The organism is Peptoniphilus vaginalis (assembly GCF_900176605.1).
GTDB classification, from domain to species: domain Bacteria; phylum Bacillota; class Clostridia; order Tissierellales; family Peptoniphilaceae; genus Peptoniphilus_A; species Peptoniphilus_A vaginalis.
Map to the genome: position 1 here is coordinate 89662 of NZ_FXLP01000004.1, position 21183 is coordinate 110844.

Consider the following 21183-nt stretch of genomic DNA (forward strand, 5'->3'; position numbering starts at 1 on the left):
CCTGTCCAAAGATTATTTATTTTTCTTTGATTTATATCTTGTTTGTGAATTTAAAATTTTCTTTCTAATTCTAAATTCATTAGGTGTAATTTCTATTAGCTCGTCATCTTCAATAAACTCTAACGCTTCTTCAAGACTCATCTTCTTAACTGGAGAAAGTCTTAGGGCTTCATCAGAACCTGATGCTCTGACGTTAGTTTGTTTCTTTGACTTAGTAACAGAAACTTCAATTTCAATTCCCTTTGGTGATTCACCAACAACTTGACCTTCATAAACATCTTCCCCTGGTTCAACAAATAGGGTACCACGATCTTGGGCATTGTTAAGTCCATAGGCTGAAGCTGTTCCTGTATCAAAGGAAACAATAGAAGCATTTACCCTTCTTGGGATTTCTCCCTTAAATGGCACATAGGATTCAAAAATAGAATTTAGGATCCCAGAACCCTTAGTGTCTGTCATAAATTCAGTCCTGTAACCAATAAGTCCTCTTGATGGAATGATGAATTCAAGTCTTTGGTAGCCCCCATTAGGTTCAACAATGTTAACAAGTTCGCCCTTTCTCCTGCCAAGTTTTTCTATAACAGATCCCGCGTAGACATTGTCAACATCAATAGTAACTCTTTCTGTTGGTTCTAACTTTTTGCCATTTTCGTCATATTTATAAAGAACTTGTGGCTTAGAAACTTGGAACTCATAACCTTCACGTCTCATATTTTCAATTAAAACTGAAAGGTGAAGTTCTCCCCTACCAGAAACCTTAAAGGAATCAGTGGATTCAGTGTCTTCAACCCTTAGTCCTACATCAGTTTGTAGTTCTCTGTGAAGTCTTGCCTTGATTTGTCTTGAAGTCAAGAACTTTCCAACTCTTCCTGCAAAAGGTGAATCATTTACAGAGAAGTTCATGGAAATAGTTGGCTCAGAAATTTTTACAAATTCAAGGGCTTCTGTGTCCTCTGTTGAAGTAATAGTATCCCCAATGTTGATGTCTTCAATACCTGTTACTGCAACAATAGAGCCTGAACGTGATGAATCAACTTCAACCCTGTCTAGACCTTCAAATTCATAGATTTGTGCAATCTTAATATTTTCTTTAAAGTCTGGATCAAGTTTGTTAACCCTTACAAGCTTGTCGTTTTCGTTAATAATACCTTGCTCGATTTTTCCAATACCAATTCTTCCAATGTAGTCATTGTAGTCAATTGTTGAAATTAGAAGTTTGAAAGGTTCATCATCTCTTTGTTCTGGTCCTGGAATGTAATTAATAATAGTTTCAAAAAGTGGATCCATACTTTCCATTTTGTCATCTACATCAAGAGCAGAAATACCTTGCTTTGCTGATGCAAATACAAAAGGACATTCAAGAACAGATTCGTCAGCACCTAGTTCAATAAAGAGGTCAAGAACTTCATCCACTACTTCAAGTGGTCTTGCTTCAGGTCTGTCTACCTTGTTGATGCAGACAATAACTGGAAGGCTAAGTTCAAAGGACTTCTTTAACACAAACTTAGTTTGTGGCATAGGACCTTCAAAGGCATCTACTAAGAGGACAACACCATTTACCATTTTTAAAACACGTTCAACTTCGCCACCGAAGTCAGCGTGTCCTGGAGTGTCAATGATATTAATCTTAACTCCATTATGGTTGACAGCAGTGTTCTTGGAAAGGATAGTGATACCTCTTTCCTTTTCAATGTCGTTGGAGTCCATTACCCTGTCCTTAACTTGTTGGTTTTCCCTAAAGATACCTGACTGTCTTAGAAGGGCATCAACTAGGGTAGTCTTACCGTGGTCAACGTGGGCAATAATAGCTATATTTCTTATATCTTGTCTTTTCAAAAATTCTCATCTCATTTCTTCATGTTTCTATCCTATTTTAAGCTTAAATAAAAAAAAGTGCAACAAAAAAGACCTATAAACTGTGAAATTATCGGTTTATAGGTCTAATTTTAATCCGAGCTTACTTCTTAAATCGATCAACTAACTCATCAAAAGTTACTTCTTCCTGATCCCCTGTCTTCATATCCTTCAAACTATACTTTCTAGTTTTTATCTCTTCTTCACCAAGAACTATTACATAGTCCACCTTTGTTTGGTCTGCGTACTTAAATTTTTTCTTTAGCTTTGCAAATTCTGTGTAGACAGAAACCCTCACTCCCTTTTCTCTCAATTCACTTAGGAGTTTAATTCCATCGTGGATGTAATCATCCATTGGAATAATTAAAAGATCAACTAGGGATTTTTCTTCACTAGAAATTATTTTTGCTTCATTTAATTGGTAGAAAAGTCTTGATAGTCCAATGGAAATTCCCACACCTGGTAGGGTCTTGTCTGTATAATAGCTTGCAAGGTCTTCGTATCTTCCGCCAGAGCAAACTGATCCAATCTTTGGATAATTATCAAGAGTAGTTTCATAAACTGTGCCTGTGTAGTAGTCAAGTCCCCTTGCAATCTTTAGGTCAATGTCAAAGCAGTCTTCTTCTATGCCAAAGTCCCTCATATAAGCAATAACTTGTGTAAGCTCGTCAAGTCCTTCTTGGAAGATCTCATCTTCTATTTTTAATTCTCTTAATTGTTCAAGAATTTCATCTACAGTTCCCTTAATTTTTATAAATTCTAGGATTTTTTCTCCAGAATTTCTTCCTATTCCATTTTCTCCTAATTCTTTAAGGACACTTTCTTCTCCAATCTTGTCTAACTTGTCAACTGTCCTAAGTACATTCATGGAGTCTTCGATGCCTAATGAGGCAAAGAAGCCCTTTAAAATTTTTCTATTGTTAAGGTGGATTGTGAAATCTGTAAAGCCTAGGTCCTTAAAAGTGTGGAAGATAACAACAGGGAATTCTGCATCATTTACAAGAGAAAGTTCTCCCATACCAATTGTGTCAATATCACATTGGTAAAACTCTCTAAAACGTCCCTTTTGAGCCTTCTCTCCCCTGTAGACCTTTCCTATCTGATACCTTTTAAAAGGAAATGATAGGTCGTTCATATGCTCAACAGTGTATCTTGCTAGGGGAACTGTTAAGTCAAACCTAAGACTCATATCAGTGTCGCCCTTTGAGAACCTATAAATTTGTTTTTCAGTATCTCCACCGCCCTTTGCTAGTAGGACTTCAGATTTTTCTATAACTGGAGTATCTATGGGCAAAAATCCGTGCTTTTCAAAATTTTTTCTTATAATGTCTTTCATCTCATTAAAGAGAATTTGATCCTTTGGTAGTAGTTCCATAAAACCTGGGAGGGTTGATGGTTTTACAATTGTCATAATATCACTCCTGTTTATGCATTTTCATTTACCTTCATATTAATAAGTATAATTTTATCACATTTACTTAGCTTTTTGTACTTTTGCTTGCTATTATGTGAAAGTTTTGAAAATTTATAAACAATTTAATAGGATTTCCTTAAAATATTTATAAAAAGTGGGTAATGTCTTTGACTTGCCAGATTTTATCCAGTATAATCGAATGGTTAACGCTTTTAACAATATATTTTTAGGAGGAAAAAATATGGAAAGAATTGTAATTGAGTTCGGCATGTTTGAAACTCTATTTCTTGGCGTAATCGGTATCTATCTTGGGGACTTCTTGAGAAAGAAATTTCCAGTTTTAGTTAAATACTGCCTTCCATCTGCTGTAGTAGGCGGCACTATTATTTCAATTATCACTATGATTTTATACTACGCAGGCATTATGGAACCAAACTTTGACTTCAAGACAGTTAATACTTTATTCTACTGCTTATTCTTTGCAGCTAGTGGTGCTGCTGCCAGTCTTTCATTATTAAAGCAAGGTGGAAAGCTAGTAGTTATCTTTGCTGTTTTAGCTGCCCTACTTGCTGCTTTTCAAAACGCAGTTGCACTTGGAGTAGGTAACTTACTTCACGTTAACCCACTTATCTCAATGATGACAGGTTCAATACCTATGACAGGTGGCCACGGAAACGCTGCTAGTTTTGCACCAATAGCTGTTGAAGCTGGTCAAACTGCTGCCATGGAAGTTGCTATTGCATCCGCTACGTTTGGACTTATTGCAGGTTCACTTATTGGTGGACCTTACGGTAACTTTATCGTTAAGAAATTTGGATTTGAAGATCCAGAACTAGATAATCAAGAAAACACTCTTGTTGATACAGCTAAAACTGTTTTGATGAACAAGAAGACTATGATTTCTTCTGTAAACATGATGGTTCTTGCTTGTGGTATTGGCCAATTAATTTTCTTGGGCCTACAAAAGGGTGGTGCTAACATTCCAATTCACGTTTGTTGTATGCTTGGTGGTATCCTTGTGAGAGTCTTCCTTGATAAGACAGGAAGAGTTACCGATTCACTTCTTGAAGCAATTGATACTGTTGGAGATTTTTCTCTTGCACTTTTCGTTTCAATGTCAATTGTAAGTATGAAGTTATGGCAACTTGCAGACCTAGGACCTCAACTAATCGTCCTTCTTCTTGCACAAGTTGTTCTTGTTCTAGTATTCACTTACTTCTTAACATTTAGACTACTTGGCAAGAACTACGACTCAGCCGTTATGGCAGTAGGTCACCTTGGTTTTTCAACAGGTGCTGTTCCAGTTTCAATGACAACTATGAAGACAGTTTGTGACAAGTACAGATTCTCTAAGCTTGCCTTCTTCGTTGTTCCAGTAATTGGTGGATTCATTTCAAATATTTCAAATGCACTAATTATTACTAAGTTCTTGGACATTGCAATTAAGATGAACGCAGGTATGTAAGAAAAATTAAAAATCTCTTAAATTTAAAATTATTTTAATTTGAAAATTTAAGCACTCAAAAAGGGCTATAGCGAAAACTATAAGCCCTTTTTAATTACTCTATTTATTTATAAAATTTATTATTAGTAAAGTCCTGAAGCTTTTTCAGAAGTATTAATGAAGATGTTCTTAACTTGTGAATAAGCATCAAGCATCATCTTGTGGTTTTCTCTACCAATACCTGACCTCTTGTAGCCGCCAAAAGGTGCCCCTGCTGGAAGTTGGTTGTAAGTGTTAACCCAAACTCTACCAGTTTCAATTGCTCTTGCAACTCTTATTGCCTTGTTGATGTCTCTTGTCCAAACAGCACCAGCTAGACCGTAGTCTGAATCATTTGCCATTTTTACAACTTCGTCTTCATCCTTGAACTTAATTACAACTGCAACTGGTCCAAAAATTTCTTCTCTTGCAACTTGCATCTTGTTATCTGCATTTGTTATAAGAGTTGGCATTGTGAAGTAACCATTTTCTGTTCCATTCTTTGTAGCCTTTTCGCCACCAACGACAATTGTTGCTCCTTCTTTTCTTGCAACTTCTACATAGCCAAGAACTTTTTCAGTTTGTGACCTGTTTACTTGAGCTCCAACTTGTGTGTCTTCTTCCCAAGGTAGACCAACCTTGATCTTCTTGAATTTTTCAATTGCCTTTTCAACAAATTCATCGTAGATATTTTCGTGAACGAAAACTCTTGAACCTGCACAACATACTTGTCCTTGGTTAAATAAGATACCCATAGCAAGACCATCTATTGCAAGGTCCATATCGCAGTCATCAAAGAAGATGTTAGCAGACTTACCACCAAGTTCTAGGGTAGCTGGAATTAATTTTTCTGCTGCAGCTCCTGCAATCTTGTAGCCAACTTCAGTTGAACCAGTGAAGGCAAGTTTTGAAAGTCCTTTATGATGTTGTAAGTATTCACCAGACTTAGATCCAGATCCTGTTACAACGTTGATGACTCCCTTTGGCACTACATCTTTTATCAACTTCATTAGTTCTAATAGTGAAAGTGAAGTTGTTGATGATGGTTTAATTACAACTGCATCCCCTGCTGCTAGGGCTGGAGATAATTTCCAGGCTGCCATTAGGAATGGGAAGTTCCATGGAATAATTTGACCAACAACTCCAAGTGGTTCACGAAGGACTATGGATAGGGTGTTTTCGTCAATGGCATTAGCAGTTCCTTCTTCGGCTAGGATTGCTCCTGCAAAGTATCTAAAGTGTTCAGATGCTAGTGGGATATCAACATTTTTTGTTTCCCTAATTGGCTTACCATTGTCAAGAGTTTCAACCATGGCAAGGTGGTCAGCATTTTCATCAATTATATCGGCAATCTTGTTTAAGATTTTTGCTCTTTCGTATCTATTTGTCTTTTTGTATTGGTGGAAGCCTTCCCAAGCTGCCTTAACAGCCTTGTCTACATCAGCTTCACTTGCTTGGGCAATTGATGCAAGTTTTTCTCCATCTGCTGGACAAAATACATCTAATGTTTCCCCATTTTCACTTTCTACAAATTCTCCGCCAATAAATAGGCCATACTTTTTATCTAAATTAATCTTTGGTTTAGTCATTTTACACTCCTTATTTTACTTTAATGTGTCATATAAAGCTTTCACATTAGAAATACCCCTCATAATTAATTTAAAAACCCATAAGTATATATTTTTAATTTTTTACTTAGAGAAAGCTCTCTGATTTCTTTCACTAAAAAAAGACTCTTTGCGAGTCCTTTTTTAAAAATTTCTAATTGATTTTCTTTATCAATTTTACTTTAAGTATCCCATTCTAAAAATAAAATTTCTCCCTTGTCCTCATCAAGTACTAGGGCAACGAAATTTCCATACATTCCTTCAAAAATATTTTCAGAAGTTGCTTTAAAATAAATTTCGTTATTCATATCAAGCGAAGTTTCAAATCCTCTCTTCTTAACTTCCAAAAGGCAAGTTTCAACTTGAGATTTTTTATTTACATCTGTAATCTCGTAAGCCTTTAATTCATTTTTAATTTCCCCAAGGTCTTCCTTGTCAAAAGAGAATAAAATTGCAGCTTCCCCATCTCCATGAAAGCTTGGCTCCTTATAGAGTTCCCTTTCCCTCTTCACAGACTTGGGAAGTCTTATCCCAAATTCATTTTCCACTTCCTTCACTGCCTGGTCTCTTGGGTCAGACAAGAAATATAAAAGGGGTATAGCGGCAAGAAAAATTATAAACATTGTAATTAAAATTTTTTTAAATTTTTTATCAGTCATCTTCATCACCCTCGTAGCGTAAAATATCACCAACTTGACAGTCTAGGACCCTACAGATTTCTGAAAGTGTAGAAAATCTTACAGCCTTTGCCTTATTGGTCTTTAAGATAGAAAGATTTGAAAGGCTTATGCCAACTTCCTCAGACAATTCTGTCAAAGTCATCTTGTTCTTTGCAAGTTCAACGTCTAAATCAACAATTATTTTTCCCATGGTCCACCTCAAATCGTAAGATCATTTTCTTCTTTCAAGTCTATGCCTTCCTTGATGAGGTCGCACAAGAGAAGAAAAATTTGTCCCACAAGCATGGACACAAGACCTACCCCAACAAAAATTAAATTTGTTATGGACCCGTCAAGGTTGAAGTTGGTGTAAAGGATGGCGAGGATAGACAAGAAAAAAATTCCTATAAAGGATAGGGCAACAACTTGAAGATTAAAAAGGGTCTTCCTCTCAAAAACTCTGTCCTCCCCATAATTTTTTAATGCCAAGAGTCCAAAGACTAGGGCAAGTATAAGTCCCAAGACCATGGCATTACACAAGACCATCATGGGATACTGCATATTCATAAACATTGGGTAGATTCCCGCCACTAACTTAGAAAATTTATAAACTCCATAGAGTCCGCAAGTTAAGATAAAAATAGCAAGGATCAAAAGTCCTCCAATAAATTTAACTCTAAAAGATTTCATAATAAGCTCCTTTCTTTTCCTTTATTATAATAAGTATTTTTATGTTTTTCAATAATTATTTATTGTTTATCAATGAATAATTTATCTTTTACATTAAATTTATCAACTCACTTTCAATTTTTTATCTAAATTCTTCTATTTTATAACCCCGACATAAACTCCCAAAAATTTTTAATTATTCAATCCCTATAATTAATTCAAAATTTAAGATTTGTGAAATCCTTTTTATTATTCTTAAGAAAGAATCTCTTTTCTTGGACAAAGTTTTTAAATATAGTAACAAAATTCTATATAAATAAACTATTAGTAAAAAAGATTTTTCTGATCATAAAAAGTGTTCATACTTCGCCTAATTAACAAGCTTCCTTTATAATTTTTGGTCCTTATGTTATAATATAGATAAGAAAAATTTTAATTAGGGGGAGGACGTACATATTATGGAAAAACCTTGGGAGTTTGATGATTTTATTTTTGACGGCGATGTTTTAAAGGGAATGACAAGAAAGGGCAAAGACAAAATCAAAAATGAAGAATTATTTGATATGGTAGTGCCTACTGAAGGACCTGACGGAACAAAGATTAGAGTAATTGGAGAACAATGCTTCTTTAGAAGAAAACTTAACTCTGTTGTAATTCCTGATACTGTAGAAGTAATCCAATACGAAGCTTTTGGTGTTAATAACCTTACTGAAGTAGAAATACCTGACTCAGTTAAGAAGATTGACGCTTACGCTTTCTACAGAAACAAATTAACTGACGTTAAGTTACCAGAAAAAGTTGAATTTATCGGTGACAATGCTTTCTCACTAAACCAAATTGGTGAAATTGCTTTTCCTGATACACTTGAATTCATTGGTGTAAGTGCTTTCTACAAGAACAATCTTACAGAAGTTAACTTACCTAAGAACATTAAAGAAGTCGACATGTATGCATTCAGAAAGAATAACATTCATGAAGTTAAAGTTCCAGCTGGTATGGAAAAACTTGACCGCAGAGCTTTCGAAGAAAACACTGTTGTTAAAGAAGCTTAATATTTATTATAAACTGTTGCTTTGGGGCAACAGTTTTTTATTTCCTTTTTTCAAGTACAAATTAGTTCACAAAAAAACTGCTGCTTAAAGCTAAAATGTTTAAAGCAACAGTTATTTTTTTACATTTCTATTTTTGTGCCTATTCCCTTTTCCTTGGCAAGCTGGTAAATCTTTTCTCCTGCCACAAGGTCTAGACCTGCAAAGCCTACAGTCTTGAACCAAGTTATTTCTTCCTTGGACTCTCTTCCCACTTCTCTTCCAAGTAGGAGGTTGCCAAGTTCGTGAGCAACTTTCTCTTTTGTAAGTTTTCCTTCTTTCATTGGAATTATAACATCCCCTGCCTCTTCAATAACACCTTCATTAGTATCAGTGAAGATCTTATCAGCCCTCACTAAGAGATCTGGAGGAGTTTCTTGCATATCAGGTGTATAGGACCCAACGCTGTTAACATGAATACCCTTCTTCACCTTATTGCCATCAAAAACAGGCTTCTTAGAAGTGGTCACAGTGGTTATTATGTCCACCTCTCCTAGAACTTCATCAAGTTCCTTAATTGCAAGTATTTTTGTCCCATATTTTTTTAACTTTTCATCCATCTCTCTTGCAAAGACCTCTGCCCTCTCGTAGTTCACATCATAAACGTAGGCTTCTTCTATGTCTCTTACTGCAAGGACTGCCTCAAGTTGAGTTCCAGCTTGGCCACCAGTTCCTATTAATAGAAAAGATTTTGCATCTTCATTGGCTAGGACCTCTGTAGCTGCCCCTGAAGCTGATCCAGTCCTCAGTCTTGTAAGGATTGTCCCATCAAGGATTGCCTTTACAAATCCATTTTCCCTGTCAATTAAAATCATTGTTGATGGAGATGTAACAAGACCCCTCTCAATATTTTCTGGATATATGTCGATTATCTTCATGCCAAGGGCATTCTTGTCCTTGATGTAGCCTGGCATAAAAATCGCAGTGCTTGATGAGTCTTTATCTACATCAATTACAGTCCTTAGAGGTATGTCAGACCCTCCATCGCTATAATTTTTTAGGGCTTCCTTATCTGCCTCAATTATGTCTTTTATGTCAACTGCCTTTAAAATATCTTCTTCTCTTAAAATTAATATTTCCATTTTTCCCTTCCTTCTCTCTTACAAAATTTTCAAATTTAAGATCTTTTTTATAGACCTAAGTATTATTGAAGTAATTAGTGAAATAATAAAAATCCCCAAAATTTCTAGGATACTAACTAAGACCTTACTTAAGCCAGCAAAGTTTATATAAGTTAACCCACAGATGCCCAAAAAGTCCAAGAAAACCAAGTGAATTATAAAAATCACAAAAATATTTTCAGAAACTATCCTTAGAAAAGTCTTTAGCTTTTGACTTTCGATTTTAGCCTTCATACACAAGCCAAAAAGTGAATAAGCCAGACCAAAAATCAAAATGTTGTTGCCTTCCCAGACGTAGAGGTTTAAGCCTTCTCCACTCATCTTAATTACACTTAGGACCAAGAGGATATAGGATGTGATAAAGATTAAAACATAAAAACTTGTCTTCCTGTCAAGAATTTTGGACTTATACTTTTTAAAATATCCTCCCAAAAGGGCAAACATTACATAGTTGTATGCCCCGCTAAGTTCATAAAACTTTAGGATCTTAAAAATCCTTATATTAAACACTGTTATTGCAAAATTTATTGTAAGAGAAATTATAATCCAAATTCCCAAGATGTATTTTAATTGCCCCTCTTCATTCTTCACAAGAAAATTTCCAAGGGGAGCAAAAATATAGATAAAAATTATTATAAAAATATAGTAGAGGTGGTTTTTAAAGTTCCCATCTAAGACGTCGGCTGCCATGGCACCAAGGTCAAGTGGCTTATGGTAGTGGAAGATTGTAGAAAGGCAGGACAAACTCCTGTAAAACATTTCTGCCAAAATAAAGTAAATGAAAAACTTTACAACCTGTCTTGCAACTTTCTCATAGGATATCTCACCTCTCGTGTATAGAAGATAACCACTTGCCATGCAGAAGGCTGGGACGCAAAACCTAAAGAAGGACCCTGCAAACAAAAAATATTTCCAAGTCATAGTCCCCATGTCGGAGGCTGACCCAGGTGCAAGGACGTGGATGGCAATAGTTGCTATTATTGCAAAAAATTTTATTAAGTCTATCTTATAATCTCTCGTGGACTCTTTCATACCTAACTCCTCAAATAATTTTAATTTAATTTTATCATAAAGGCCGCCCTTTACAATGAAAGACTATAAAGATTTTTATCATTACACTTATTCAAAGGTCTTTGTAAATTTTTTTTAATTTAATTAGACTTATTGGACTTGTTTGACTCGTTGGACTTATTCTACTTCTTGCACTACTTGCACTACTCGCTCTTCTTAAACTCTTCTATCTCCCTAGCTTGTAAAAATTTTATCAAAAAAGAAAGACAAACAAAAAGACGCCGATCTCTCGACGCCTTAAAAATTTATTTTATTACATTCTATTAAGTTGAACCATTTCTTCAAATGTTTCAAGTTGAGTCTTAGCTTGACCGAAGTCAGTCATTTGTTGGTCATAACCAAGTTTGATTAGTGGAATACCAGCTTTTTCGTAAGCTTGTTTTAATGATGGATATTCCATTTCTTCTGTGTCATTGAATGTCATCATAAATACTAGACATCCATCAGCATCGTTATCAACTGCTAGGTCAACAACATATTTTGGTCTCTTCCAAATGTCTGGATCGTAAAGAATTGGATCTTCGTCCATTCTTGCAAATTGATCAGCAAGTGCCATGTATGGATCTTCAATTGAAGTATCAACGTCAACCTTGAATCCTCTTGATTCACTTGCAACATCATCTGCAACTACACAGATGTTGAATTCGTCAAGTACTTCAAGAAGTGCAGGGTTGTCAGTGATAACACCAGAAGTTACTACTCTTGGTCCCTTGCATTCTTCTTTTGGCATAGCCTTAAGTGCTTCAATAAGTTCTTTTAACATCTTGTTGTGTTCGTCTTTTAGCATGTGGTGTGATGCCTTAAGAACGTGACTTCTGTCTGATGCCTTAATAGTTTGTGAATAGTCTCCACATAGTTTAACAAATTCTCTCTTAAGAGCTCTGTTTTCGTTGTAAACTTCGAAAGCCTTCTTAAGGTTTTCGTCAGTAATCTTAACGTCACAAATTTCTTCAAGTCTTTCAGCAGCTTGTTTGAAAATTGTAGCGTTATATTTTTTACCAAAGTCTTCTTTTCTGTGTTGTGCATGGTTTAAGAATACCATTGGAATCTTTCTACCAACAGAAACTTTGTAGTTTTGAGAGAATGGTCTTAGTGTATCATCAAGTGTTGTTATCATTGATGCGCTAAGTCCGTCAAGTGATCCGTCAAGACCCATTTCTAGACATCTAAGTGCTAGTGAGTAGTAAAATGTTGGGAAATATTCTTTAGCCTTATCAATTGCGCCTTGTCCTCCCCAAACTCCGTATGGAACAAGTCCACCTGCATAGATTATTTCTTCAGGTGCGTAGTAAGGGAAAACACCAACTACTTTCTTACCTTCTGCAAGGTACTTGTCGATTTGTTCTCTTCCATTTTCTGCTATATGTTTAAATTCTTTTAATAATTCTTTTATATCAGTCATTTTGCACCCCTATTAAATTGTAGCCTTAGACCAGTCAGTTTCTTTAGTGTTTTCAAAGTTAGTGTAGATATCTTCGCCCTTAGCAATTCTATCTGCCTTTCTTTCGTTCATAATTTCCACTAAACCTTGAACTCTTGTCTTGTATTGTTCTTCAGAGAAGTTTCTTTCGTCAGCTTGGTCACCGTCAAAGTGAACTACTGGAATATCAAGGTCTTCTCTCCATCTTCTTTCGATTTCAGGCATTGCTCCTGACCATGGTTTACATGATCTGTTGTAGTTAACAAGTGCTCCAGAAACTCCGTTTTCTTTAGCCATTGTTTCTCTCCATTCAACACCATCTTCGATACATACTGAACAAGGTGCTTTACAATAAGCTGCAGCCATTTCTCTAACAGTTGTGTATTGGAAACCAAAAGCAGGTGCATATACTACTGCAGTTACGTTAACGCCATTTTGTTTTAATGGTTCAAATAAGTGTCTAAGTCCTGGCCAGCAAGGGATACCTTCAAATAGGATTCTGTGTTCTTCTGGGTATTCCCATGTAGAAGTTCCTTCTTTAACTGATTGTTCGTATTCAGCTGCTAGAAGTTCAAAACCTTCAGCTGCATCAATTTCACATCTTGCAGCAACGATGTCTGCCATGTGGTTAAATAGGTCAAAACCAGAAAGTGGAGATGGTTGGTAAGCCATGTATGAACAAGCCTTTAACCATGCAGCAGCAGTTCTATTTGCAATTTTACAAGCTTCTTCGAATTTCTTTTCATCAAACTTCTTACCAGTAAGTTTTTCAAGTTGGTGAATAGCATATTCGAATTGGCCCATTAAGTAATCAACTTTTTCTTCAGGTACATTAACTGTGTTTTGGAATGGAATGTCAACCATAATCATTGGAATATCGTGCATTCTTGCGATGTTTTCATACCATTTAGTCATCATGTTACAGATGTTGTTACAGCAAAGTACGAAGTCTGGTTGTGGCATCTTTCTTGAGTCAGTTGGTTCTCCAGCTGCGTAAGCAAGTGAAATTCTTGCGTAACCACAAATATCGTTGTCGTATCCCATATCTTCAGCTGTTTGGCAAAGTCTTAAACCGTCTTTTTTAGCTGCAGTTGTAGCTGCGTGATTTTCTGGATATACAGCGTGTAGTCCAAATGCCTTTGCAAGTTCGATAGGGAATTTAGATGATGACCATCCAACTAATTCTCCTCTTTTTTTTGCATCCCATGCTGCTCCGTAAACTCTATCTACTACATTTCTTAATGCTTGAGCTGCAGGAATATTTCCTTCGATTGGTCTTGGTTTTTTACCAGGTATTTTTTGAATTGTTTCAGCCATAGTTTACCTCCTAAAATAAATTATGCATTAGCCTTTTTTTCTTTTAATTTTTCTAATTTACATTTTTGATATCCAAATAGTGCTGCTCCAAGAGCACCATTTAGTTGACATAAAGGTGAAGTGTAGATCTTGTGACCTGTGTTTTCTTCAAGGGCTCTTACCATACCCTTATTTAAAGCAACACCACCTGTGAATACTATGTCATCATTTAAACCAACCCTCTTTGCAAGAGAACCAACTCTTGCGGCGATTGATTTGTGAATCCCCTTAACTATATCTTCAATCTTCGATCCACTTGCAAGTTGCGAAATAACTTCTGATTCAGCGAAAACTGTACAAGTAGAAGAAATACTAACGTCTTTAGTAGACAGTTCGTCTAACTCTTCTAGTTTAGAAACATCTACTTCAAGAACCTTTGCGATAACATCTAAGAATCTTCCAGTACCAGCTGCACACTTGTCATTCATAACGAAGTTTTCAAGCATACCATTGTCTCCAATTTTTAGAGCCTTGGCATCTTGTCCCCCAATATCAATGATTGTGCGAACATTTGGGAATAAGAAGTATGCACCCTTAGCGTGACAAGAAAGTTCAGACATTTGGAAGTCAGCTTCTTCTAATGAAGTTCTGCCGTATCCAGTAGCCAGAACATAGGAAATATCTTCTCTTGTCAAGTTGGCATTTTCTAGAGTTTCTTTAATAGTTCTTGATGGTCCACTAGTTCCAGCTCCTACATCTATACAAGAGCTTGAAATAATTTCCTTGCCATCTTTTAAAATAATACTCTTTGAGGCTGTCGAACCAATATCGACGCCCATTGTATAAATAGCTTCTGCCATACAATCTCCTCTTTATTTAACATTAATATCTTACTCTTCTTAATTCTACTATACTTATGTATCTTTGTCAAAAAACCTAGTCGCTAAGAAGTTGAAAATATCAGGTTTTCATGGACTTGAGACTTTACTATTTATAAGTTTAAAATATTATTATTTACTTATAGTAAGGTTTATTGTAATATGCAAAAATATTGGATAATCCTTTTGAGATTATCCAATAAATTGTCATATTTTTATATTTTTTAATATTATTTAATATTATTTAGTCTATCGTAATCTCTAATTACTCTTGGAGTAAGCATTTGGTGAACTGGACAAATAGATTTTGGATCTTGGTAAGCACTTTCAGTGAAAGCGATGATGTAATTTCTCCATAGATTCATGTTTACTATTTCGTCTACTAGACCATACTTAGCACAAGAGAATGGTTTTGATTTTTCAGCATAGTCTTGAATCAAATCGTTCATCTTATCTATTGTAGGTTGAAGATCTTTTCCAGCCTTCTTATCCTTTGCAAGTCTTCTAGAGTACATTGCTGTAGCTGCTGTTTCTCCATTCATTACGTTGATTTCAGTTGCTGCAGAACCAAGTGAGAATGCATTAGTATCATTTCCTTGAGGTCCACCAAGTACATAGTGAGCTGCTGCAGTACCCTTTCTCATTGTAATTTCCATTTGTGGAAGATCAGAGTTTTGGATTGAATAAATAAGTGATTGACCAAGTCCTAGTAATTCTGCTTTTTCTGCATCATCACCTACGTCGATACCAGTAGTATCTTGTAGCCAGATGATAGGAAGTCTGTCTCTAGCACAAAGTGTTACGAATTCATTCATCTTTATTAGACCTTGTCTATAAAGTTTTCCACCTATAGAGATGTGTTTTGGATCATTGTAGTATTCTGGATAACCCATTAATAGACCTTGAACGTTAGCTACAACACCAACTAAAAGTCCGTTAACTTTTGCAAGTCCAGTTACCATTTCTCTTCCGTATCCCTTTTTGTATTCCATAAATTCAGAACCATCAAATAGTCTTGAAATTACATCATAAACGTCATATGCTTTTTTACCATTTTGTGGGATTATTGAGTACATGTCGTTAGGATCGAATAAAGGATTCTTTGGATCGTCTACTCTGAAGAACTCTCTTTGGAATTTTGGAAGCATTGAAAGGTACTTTCTAATTCCTTCAAGAACGCCTTCTTCTTCAACATATACTTCTCTCATAAAACCAGTTTGTGCAAAGTGAACGCCAACTGATCCTGGAGGAGTTGTTTTCTTAGCGTTTGCAGTTTGATCTGCAATTTGGTTAGCTCCTTCTTCGTCGATATAACCCTTAGGATTCATACCGCCAAGGATTCCAGCTCCACCAACAGCCATATTTGCATCTTTGTGAGCAATAATAATTGTAGGTGAAATTGAGTGGTATCCACCACCTGCTGGGTTAGTACCATAGATACCAACAATTACAGGAACTCCACATTGGTTAAGTCTAGAGTTTCTGTAGAATGGAGTACCACCACCACGTCTGTTTGGATAAACTTTTTCTTGTTCGTCAAGCTTAACCCCAGAACAGTTTAGAATATAAACTAGTGGTATTCTAAGTCTTTCAGCAGTATCTGATGCTCTAAGAAGATCATCAGCTTGTCCTGCAATCCAAGCACCTGCAAGTTTCTTGTTATCGCTGGCAACAATGTAAACCCATCTGTCGTCAACTTTAGCAAGTCCCTTTATGACACCTGTAGTTCCGTGATCATTATCACCAGGATTGTAAATTGTGTTTAGTGGGCACCATGTACCTTCGTCGATAAGATCAGCAATTCTTTGAAGTGCTGTCATTTCTCCACGTTCATTTACTTTTTCATCTGGTTTACCAGCGGCAAGAGCCTTTTCAGCAAATTCTTGAATTTCTTCTTCAATTTCTCTAAGTTTTTTGAAGTTTTCTTCGTCTACAGCTTTTAAAGGTTTACCAATTGTCTTCATATTCTGGAAATATGAACCAAGTGAATATTGAGCCATTTGTCCTCCTATATTATTCTTCAACAGGCTTCTTAATGAAAGCTTCGCCTGGGTCTATTTCTTCTCTAATAAGTCTGATTACATTTTCGTCTGGTGCTTCAAGTTCAACTGCACGAGATACGTCAATGTCAAATCCAGTGTTTTCAAGTACATCTTCTGGAGATGAAGATGGATAGTATCCTGCAAGATACATTCTCTTAGTGTCTTCATCAAATTTTAAGATACCCTTATCAGTTACAACCATTTGTGGTCCAACATTTTCAGGAATACCTACTCTAGTTCTTCCACCAGGGCCATCGATCCAACCTGGAGAAGTGATATAGTCAACTTTATCTATAAATCTTCTCTTTTCGTGTTGCATCATGATAATTGTATTTACGTAAGTTGCAATACCGTTAGCTCCACCAGATCCTGTAAATCTTGTCTTAGGGTGATGGTAGTCACCGATTACTGTAGAGTTAACATTTCCGTATGGGTCGATTTGAGCTCCACCGATAAATGCGATCATTCTCTTTTTGTCATGTCTCCATTCGTTAGCTTGGAATCCAACGTATGTTGCGTTTGTCCAGTGAACACCACAGTGTGCCATAAATCTGTTGTCACCAACTGATCTTGGAACTTCGATTGGGTCACAGTCCATAAGTCCTGATTCTACAATTAGATAACAGTTAGGAGCGTAAACTGCCTTTGCAAGAGAAGCACCAATTAGTGGTAGTCCTGTACCTACAATTGCGATTTGACCATCTTTAATTTGTCTTGCAATTGTAACTGCTTGCATTTCCTTATTAGTATAGTTATCGTATCTAGCCATTATTTTTCTTCTCCCTTCTTTAGTACGTCTGTTGCGTATCCAAATCCTGGAACATTCTTAAGTCCAATTACTCTAGTTGCTCCTAGCTTATTAAGGTATGCATTGTGATCTTCAACTCCGTACACCCATTCGTCTAAGAATGCATTGAAATCTTCTTCTGTCTTTGATTTAACATTGTACATCTTATAGAAATCAGCATCATAGTCGTAGTATTTGTAACATTGTGAAGGGTGAGCTCCAAATGGTGCGTGAACTACTGCGTCAACACAGAATCCTGGAATCTTATTTTCGTCAGCGTCGAAGCTCTTAATGTATTCGTCACTTACAAGTTCTTCACAAGTTACGATAACTTTTCTTGCTGCGATTGCAATATCAACATCGTGGAATGTGTTTCCAAGAATTCTTGTAGTTCCATCTGGAGAAGCCATTTGTACGTGAATGATTGCAGTATCAATTTCTGGAACTGGTGCTGCAACTAATTTTTCGCCTTTTTTGAATGGGTTTTCAACATAGATGAATTTGTCATTTGGAAGTTTGTCGATTTTTTCTCTTTCTTCCTTAGAAATTCCCCATTCGTCTACTAAACTTGAACCCATCATAAGTCTAACTGGTAGGTATGGAAGGCCAAGTGCAGCTGCGTGAATTCTTTGCATTTCAACGTCTTGAGAGTAGTCTTCCATTAGAAGTTCTCCCTTTTCAACTGCTGCTCTAAATCTTCTTGATACGTTTGTATATCCTGAGTTAGCAGTGTAGCAATTTATGTATGCTTTTACTCTGCCAGCTCCAATTAGTGTGTCCCAGTCTCCCCCTGCAGGTCCTGCTTCAACTATAAAATCTTTTTGTCCTTGACGTAAGATTTCGTTTACTGCTGCGTAAGGCTTTCTGTTTGTTGTAAATCCCCCAAGAGATATTACATCGCCATCTTCAACATATTTTGCTATGGCGTCTTTAAGATTCATTACTTTACTCAAGTTAAAACCTCCTTATTGTTCCATATATAACTTGATTGTATAAATATTCAGCTCACGATGGAGCTGAATGAATTAATGACTAAATAGAATTAAAAATACACCTGCTGCTACGGCTGAGCCAATAACTCCCGCAACGTTAGGTCCCATTGCGTGCATTAGTAAGAAGTTAGTAGGATTGTATTTTCTACCTTCAACTTGTGAAACACGCGCTGCCATTGGTACAGCTGATACCCCAGCTGATCCAATTAGTGGATTAATTTTTCCACCAGTTACAATATATAAAATTTTTCCAAAAATAACACCGCCTGCTGTTGCAAAGCAAAATGCCATAAGTCCAAGAACTATAATCTTTAAAGTTGCTGGTTGTAGGAAAGTTGATCCGTCTGCTGTTGCTCCAACTGTTGTACCAAGCATGATAGTAACAATATTCATAAGAGCATTTTGTACAGTGTCAGATAATCTAGCTACTACTCCTGATTCCTTAAATAGGTTACCAAGCATTAGCATACCAAGAAGTGGTGCTACGTCTGGTAGAAGTAGTGATGTGAAAAGTACTACTACAACTGGGAAAATTACTTTTTCTAGTTTAGTTACTTTTCTAAGAGAAGTCATTACTGTTTCTCTTTCTTTTTTAGTAGTAAGAACCTTCATAATTGGCGGTTGAATCATAGGGATAAGCGCCATATATGAGTAAGCTGCTACTGCGATTGGTGCTAGTAGGTGTGGTGCTAATTGTGATGTTGTAAAGATAGCTGTTGGGCCATCTGCTCCACCGATAATACCAATTGATGCTGCTTCTGGTCCAGTAAATCCAAGCTTAATAGCTACGATAAAGGCAACATAAATACCAAATTGAGCTGCTGAACCAAGTAATAGTGAAATTGGATTAGCAATAAGTGGACCAAAGTCAGTCATTGCTCCTACACCCATGAAGATTAGACATGGGAATAAGTTAGACTTAACACCATTATACATAATTGCTAGTACACCAGATGATTGCCATGGGTCAGCCACGTCCATTAAGCCTGCTAATGGTAAGTTTCTTAAAAGCATACCAAAAGCAATTGGAAGTAATAATAGTGGTTCGAATTCTTTTTTAATCGCTAGATAAATAAGAATGAAGGATACGATAAACATTACCACATTTTGCCACTGTAATGCTGCAAATCCCGATTCACCAAGAATCCCCTGTAATGTTTCTAATAACATGTTCCGACCTCCTATTATTGAACACTTGCTAGTACTGCGTCAGTATCTACTGTTTCTCCAGCTGTTACTTTAAGTGTTACTTTACCTGCACAAGGAGCTACGATTTCATTTTCCATCTTCATAGCTTCAAGAATAAGAATTACATCTCCTGCTGCTACTGTATCTCCATTGTTAACATTAATCTTAAGAACAGTTCCTGGCATTGGTGCTACTACATCTCCTGCTCCGCCTGCTGCAGGTGCTGCTGCTGGAGCTGGTGCTGCCGCAGGAGCTGGTGCTGCTGGTGCAACAGGTGCTGCTGCTGGAGCTGGTGCTGCTGGTGCAACAGGTGCTGCTGTTAGTGAACCTGGTGTAAGTGATGCATATCCTCCACCAACTTTTTCAACTTCTACTTCAAAAACTTTTCCATCTACTTTAACTTGATATTTCATTAATTTCTCCTTTTCATAAATAATAGAATAACCTAAAATAATTTATTTCTTTTCGTTTATAGATACGATTCTAAAACTTTCAACTCTCGATCTTTCTTCCATGCTGATTGCTCCAACTATAGCTGCTAATTGTGCAGGGTCCATTGAATTGTCAACTGGTTTTGCTGCTTTTGGTGCAGCTTTTTGAGCTCCTTGACTTGCTTTTCCTGAGTCTTCCTTACCTTGAATGCCTCCTACTATCTTAGTAATAATAACAATTGCTATTAATAAAGAAATAAGGGCTAAGAATACTACAGATAAACCTGTCAACGCTACGCCAAAGGCTTGCCCAAGGGTAAGACTAACATCTCCTAACATTATCACACCTCCCCAAGTAATTTCATATTACGGAATCCATTCCAGCTTTTAAGAATATTATAACAAAGACCTATAATTAATTCAATTAAAAAACTCTATGTATCATCAATTAATCAAAATCTTTTGCAAATCAATTATACATTAAAAAGTGAGTAAAATAAAGGAAACCCTTTTTAGAAAAATTTATCAGTTAAACAAATTTTAAGTATTTTTAGTTATTGATTACATTTGTTAAAAAAAGATTTAATTATGATTTATTTTTATCTAAAAATTTATTTTCTGGGCAAAATCTTTGACTAAATGAAAAATCAAATTTTTTATCCTTTCCTTTTTACTAAATATTTAACTTATCCTAACTTTTTGTAAGCTTATTTTATTTCCCTTCTTCTTACATATTTTTAAAAGTGAAATTTTTTAATAAAATCAATATTCCCTATACTATTCTAAAAAACATTCAATTAAGTAGATCAAAATTTTATAAAAACTTTTTCATAATAGCTTCATCTATTCATCGAAAGCCTACTAACTTGTAATTTACGAAAAAGTCCTAAGATTATATAGACCTATAAAAATTTGCAAGCTTGTAAGTATTTACGACTTTATGAAATGCTACAGGTTTGTAAATATTTGTGACTTTATAAACTTCTATAAAGTTATAAGCAAGTAGGACTTCATAAAAATTTGTAAGCTTATAAGTTTTTTGTACGTTCATAAATATTTAAGACATAATTAAAGGCTCCAAGTTTATAAGTTCTTACAACTTCAATAAAAAACTCCCAAGCTAAACTCGGAAGTCATAAGTTTTTATTAAATTTTATCTACTATTATAATTTTATTTTCAAAT

General features: G+C 35.8%; 19 protein-coding genes. 2 read left to right on the forward strand and 17 right to left on the reverse strand.

Annotated elements, in window-relative coordinates; all coding sequences use genetic code 11:
* Nucleotides 1-12 precede the first annotated feature (12 nt).
* The gene (typA, locus tag CAN42_RS01875; protein ID WP_062572320.1) at nucleotides 13-1836 is read right to left on the reverse strand and encodes a translational GTPase TypA; all 1824 of its coding nucleotides are present in this window, start codon (nucleotides 1834-1836) and stop codon (nucleotides 13-15) included.
* 121 nt (nucleotides 1837-1957) lie between these two features.
* Nucleotides 1958-3265, reverse strand: a complete 1308-nt coding sequence (gene hisS, locus CAN42_RS01880; protein ID WP_085875306.1) for a histidine--tRNA ligase — start codon at nucleotides 3263-3265, stop codon at nucleotides 1958-1960.
* Nucleotides 3266-3509: 244 nt separating this feature from the next.
* Here hisS and CAN42_RS01885 point away from each other — a divergent pair, with 244 nt between their 5' ends.
* Nucleotides 3510-4733 (forward strand): sodium/glutamate symporter, encoded by a 1224-nt coding sequence (locus CAN42_RS01885; RefSeq protein WP_085875307.1) that lies wholly within the window; start codon nucleotides 3510-3512, stop codon nucleotides 4731-4733.
* Nucleotides 4734-4855: 122 nt separating this feature from the next.
* Here the strand turns inward: CAN42_RS01885 and CAN42_RS01890 are convergent, their stop codons facing one another.
* The 4 genes from CAN42_RS01890 to CAN42_RS01905 all read right to left on the reverse strand — a co-directional run bounded on the left by CAN42_RS01890 (nucleotide 4856) and on the right by CAN42_RS01905 (nucleotide 7707).
* Nucleotides 4856-6340, reverse strand: a complete 1485-nt coding sequence (locus tag CAN42_RS01890) for an aldehyde dehydrogenase family protein (protein ID WP_085875308.1) — start codon at nucleotides 6338-6340, stop codon at nucleotides 4856-4858.
* Nucleotides 6341-6540: 200 nt separating this feature from the next.
* Nucleotides 6541-7017: a hypothetical protein gene (locus CAN42_RS01895; RefSeq protein ID WP_085875748.1), complete on the reverse strand. Its 477-nt coding sequence runs from the start codon at nucleotides 7015-7017 to the stop codon at nucleotides 6541-6543.
* Nucleotides 7010-7228, reverse strand: a complete 219-nt coding sequence (locus tag CAN42_RS01900) for a helix-turn-helix domain-containing protein (protein WP_085875309.1) — start codon at nucleotides 7226-7228, stop codon at nucleotides 7010-7012. Before CAN42_RS01900 ends, CAN42_RS01895 begins: the two co-directional genes overlap by 8 nt.
* A gap of 8 nt (nucleotides 7229-7236) precedes the next feature.
* On the reverse strand, nucleotides 7237-7707 hold the full coding sequence (locus CAN42_RS01905) for a DUF2975 domain-containing protein (RefSeq protein WP_085875310.1): 471 nt from the start codon (nucleotides 7705-7707) through the stop codon (nucleotides 7237-7239).
* A 437-nt stretch (nucleotides 7708-8144) separates the two neighbouring features.
* On the opposite strand from CAN42_RS01905, the gene CAN42_RS01910 reads away from it, so the two are divergent.
* A complete protein-coding gene (locus CAN42_RS01910; protein ID WP_085875311.1) occupies nucleotides 8145-8738 on the forward strand; it encodes a leucine-rich repeat domain-containing protein in 594 nt (197 codons plus the stop codon).
* 119 nt (nucleotides 8739-8857) lie between these two features.
* On the opposite strand, the gene CAN42_RS01915 is transcribed toward CAN42_RS01910, so the two are convergent.
* From CAN42_RS01915 to CAN42_RS01965, 11 genes are all read right to left on the reverse strand, one after another.
* Complete coding sequence (locus tag CAN42_RS01915) at nucleotides 8858-9856, reverse strand: ornithine cyclodeaminase family protein (protein WP_085875312.1); 999 nt, start codon at nucleotides 9854-9856, stop codon at nucleotides 8858-8860.
* 18 nt (nucleotides 9857-9874) lie between these two features.
* Nucleotides 9875-10927 carry an acyltransferase gene (locus CAN42_RS01920; protein WP_085875313.1) on the reverse strand — a complete coding sequence of 351 codons (1053 nt, stop codon included), beginning with the start codon at nucleotides 10925-10927 and terminating at the stop codon, nucleotides 9875-9877.
* Nucleotides 10928-11219: 292 nt separating this feature from the next.
* Complete coding sequence (locus tag CAN42_RS01925) at nucleotides 11220-12368, reverse strand: 2-hydroxyacyl-CoA dehydratase subunit D (protein WP_085875314.1); 1149 nt, start codon at nucleotides 12366-12368, stop codon at nucleotides 11220-11222.
* A gap of 12 nt (nucleotides 12369-12380) precedes the next feature.
* Entirely contained in the window at nucleotides 12381-13703 is a 1323-nt protein-coding gene (locus tag CAN42_RS01930) for a 2-hydroxyacyl-CoA dehydratase subunit D (RefSeq protein WP_085875315.1), read from the reverse strand.
* Between the two features lie 20 nt (nucleotides 13704-13723).
* Nucleotides 13724-14542: an acyl-CoA dehydratase activase gene (locus CAN42_RS01935; RefSeq protein ID WP_085875316.1), complete on the reverse strand. Its 819-nt coding sequence runs from the start codon at nucleotides 14540-14542 to the stop codon at nucleotides 13724-13726.
* A 248-nt stretch (nucleotides 14543-14790) separates the two neighbouring features.
* Nucleotides 14791-16560, reverse strand: coding sequence for an acyl-CoA carboxylase subunit beta (locus CAN42_RS01940; protein WP_085875317.1), 1770 nt, complete (start codon nucleotides 16558-16560; stop codon nucleotides 14791-14793).
* A gap of 13 nt (nucleotides 16561-16573) precedes the next feature.
* Nucleotides 16574-17371, reverse strand: a complete 798-nt coding sequence (gene gctB / locus CAN42_RS01945) for a glutaconate CoA-transferase subunit B (protein ID WP_062572306.1) — start codon at nucleotides 17369-17371, stop codon at nucleotides 16574-16576.
* Nucleotides 17371-18342 (reverse strand): glutaconate CoA-transferase subunit A, encoded by a 972-nt coding sequence (gene gctA / locus CAN42_RS01950; protein ID WP_062572305.1) that lies wholly within the window; start codon nucleotides 18340-18342, stop codon nucleotides 17371-17373. Before gctA ends, gctB begins: the two co-directional genes overlap by 1 nt.
* Before the next feature lie 72 nt (nucleotides 18343-18414).
* Nucleotides 18415-19551: a sodium ion-translocating decarboxylase subunit beta gene (locus tag CAN42_RS01955; protein WP_062572304.1), complete on the reverse strand. Its 1137-nt coding sequence runs from the start codon at nucleotides 19549-19551 to the stop codon at nucleotides 18415-18417.
* A 14-nt stretch (nucleotides 19552-19565) separates the two neighbouring features.
* The gene (locus CAN42_RS01960) at nucleotides 19566-19982 is read right to left on the reverse strand and encodes a biotin/lipoyl-containing protein (protein WP_085875318.1); all 417 of its coding nucleotides are present in this window, start codon (nucleotides 19980-19982) and stop codon (nucleotides 19566-19568) included.
* A gap of 42 nt (nucleotides 19983-20024) precedes the next feature.
* Complete coding sequence (locus CAN42_RS01965; RefSeq protein WP_062572302.1) at nucleotides 20025-20339, reverse strand: OadG family protein; 315 nt, start codon at nucleotides 20337-20339, stop codon at nucleotides 20025-20027.
* Nucleotides 20340-21183 lie beyond the last annotated feature (844 nt).

Excerpts from the sequence above, each read along its gene's own strand:
- CAN42_RS01960 (WP_085875318.1), bottom strand. The coding sequence starts at position 19,982 with ATGAAATATCAAGTTAAAGTAGATGGAAAAGTTTTTGAAGTAGAAGTT.
- CAN42_RS01965 (WP_062572302.1), bottom strand. The coding sequence starts at position 20,339 with ATGTTAGGAGATGTTAGTCTTACCCTTGGGCAAGCCTTTGGCGTAGCG.
- CAN42_RS01940 (WP_085875317.1), bottom strand. The coding sequence starts at position 16,560 with ATGGCTCAATATTCACTTGGTTCATATTTCCAGAATATGAAGACAATT.
- CAN42_RS01905 (WP_085875310.1), bottom strand. The coding sequence starts at position 7,707 with ATGAAATCTTTTAGAGTTAAATTTATTGGAGGACTTTTGATCCTTGCT.
- CAN42_RS01890 (WP_085875308.1), bottom strand. The coding sequence starts at position 6,340 with ATGACTAAACCAAAGATTAATTTAGATAAAAAGTATGGCCTATTTATT.
- gctB (WP_062572306.1), bottom strand. The coding sequence starts at position 17,371 with ATGGCTAGATACGATAACTATACTAATAAGGAAATGCAAGCAGTTACA.
- CAN42_RS01895 (WP_085875748.1), bottom strand. The coding sequence starts at position 7,017 with ATGACTGATAAAAAATTTAAAAAAATTTTAATTACAATGTTTATAATT.
- CAN42_RS01885 (WP_085875307.1), top strand. The coding sequence starts at position 3,510 with ATGGAAAGAATTGTAATTGAGTTCGGCATGTTTGAAACTCTATTTCTT.
- CAN42_RS01925 (WP_085875314.1), bottom strand. The coding sequence starts at position 12,368 with ATGACTGATATAAAAGAATTATTAAAAGAATTTAAACATATAGCAGAA.
- CAN42_RS01930 (WP_085875315.1), bottom strand. The coding sequence starts at position 13,703 with ATGGCTGAAACAATTCAAAAAATACCTGGTAAAAAACCAAGACCAATC.
- CAN42_RS01955 (WP_062572304.1), bottom strand. The coding sequence starts at position 19,551 with ATGTTATTAGAAACATTACAGGGGATTCTTGGTGAATCGGGATTTGCA.
- CAN42_RS01910 (WP_085875311.1), top strand. The coding sequence starts at position 8,145 with ATGGAAAAACCTTGGGAGTTTGATGATTTTATTTTTGACGGCGATGTT.
- CAN42_RS01935 (WP_085875316.1), bottom strand. The coding sequence starts at position 14,542 with ATGGCAGAAGCTATTTATACAATGGGCGTCGATATTGGTTCGACAGCC.
- hisS (WP_085875306.1), bottom strand. The coding sequence starts at position 3,265 with ATGACAATTGTAAAACCATCAACCCTCCCAGGTTTTATGGAACTACTA.
- CAN42_RS01920 (WP_085875313.1), bottom strand. The coding sequence starts at position 10,927 with ATGAAAGAGTCCACGAGAGATTATAAGATAGACTTAATAAAATTTTTT.
- CAN42_RS01915 (WP_085875312.1), bottom strand. The coding sequence starts at position 9,856 with ATGGAAATATTAATTTTAAGAGAAGAAGATATTTTAAAGGCAGTTGAC.
- CAN42_RS01900 (WP_085875309.1), bottom strand. The coding sequence starts at position 7,228 with ATGGGAAAAATAATTGTTGATTTAGACGTTGAACTTGCAAAGAACAAG.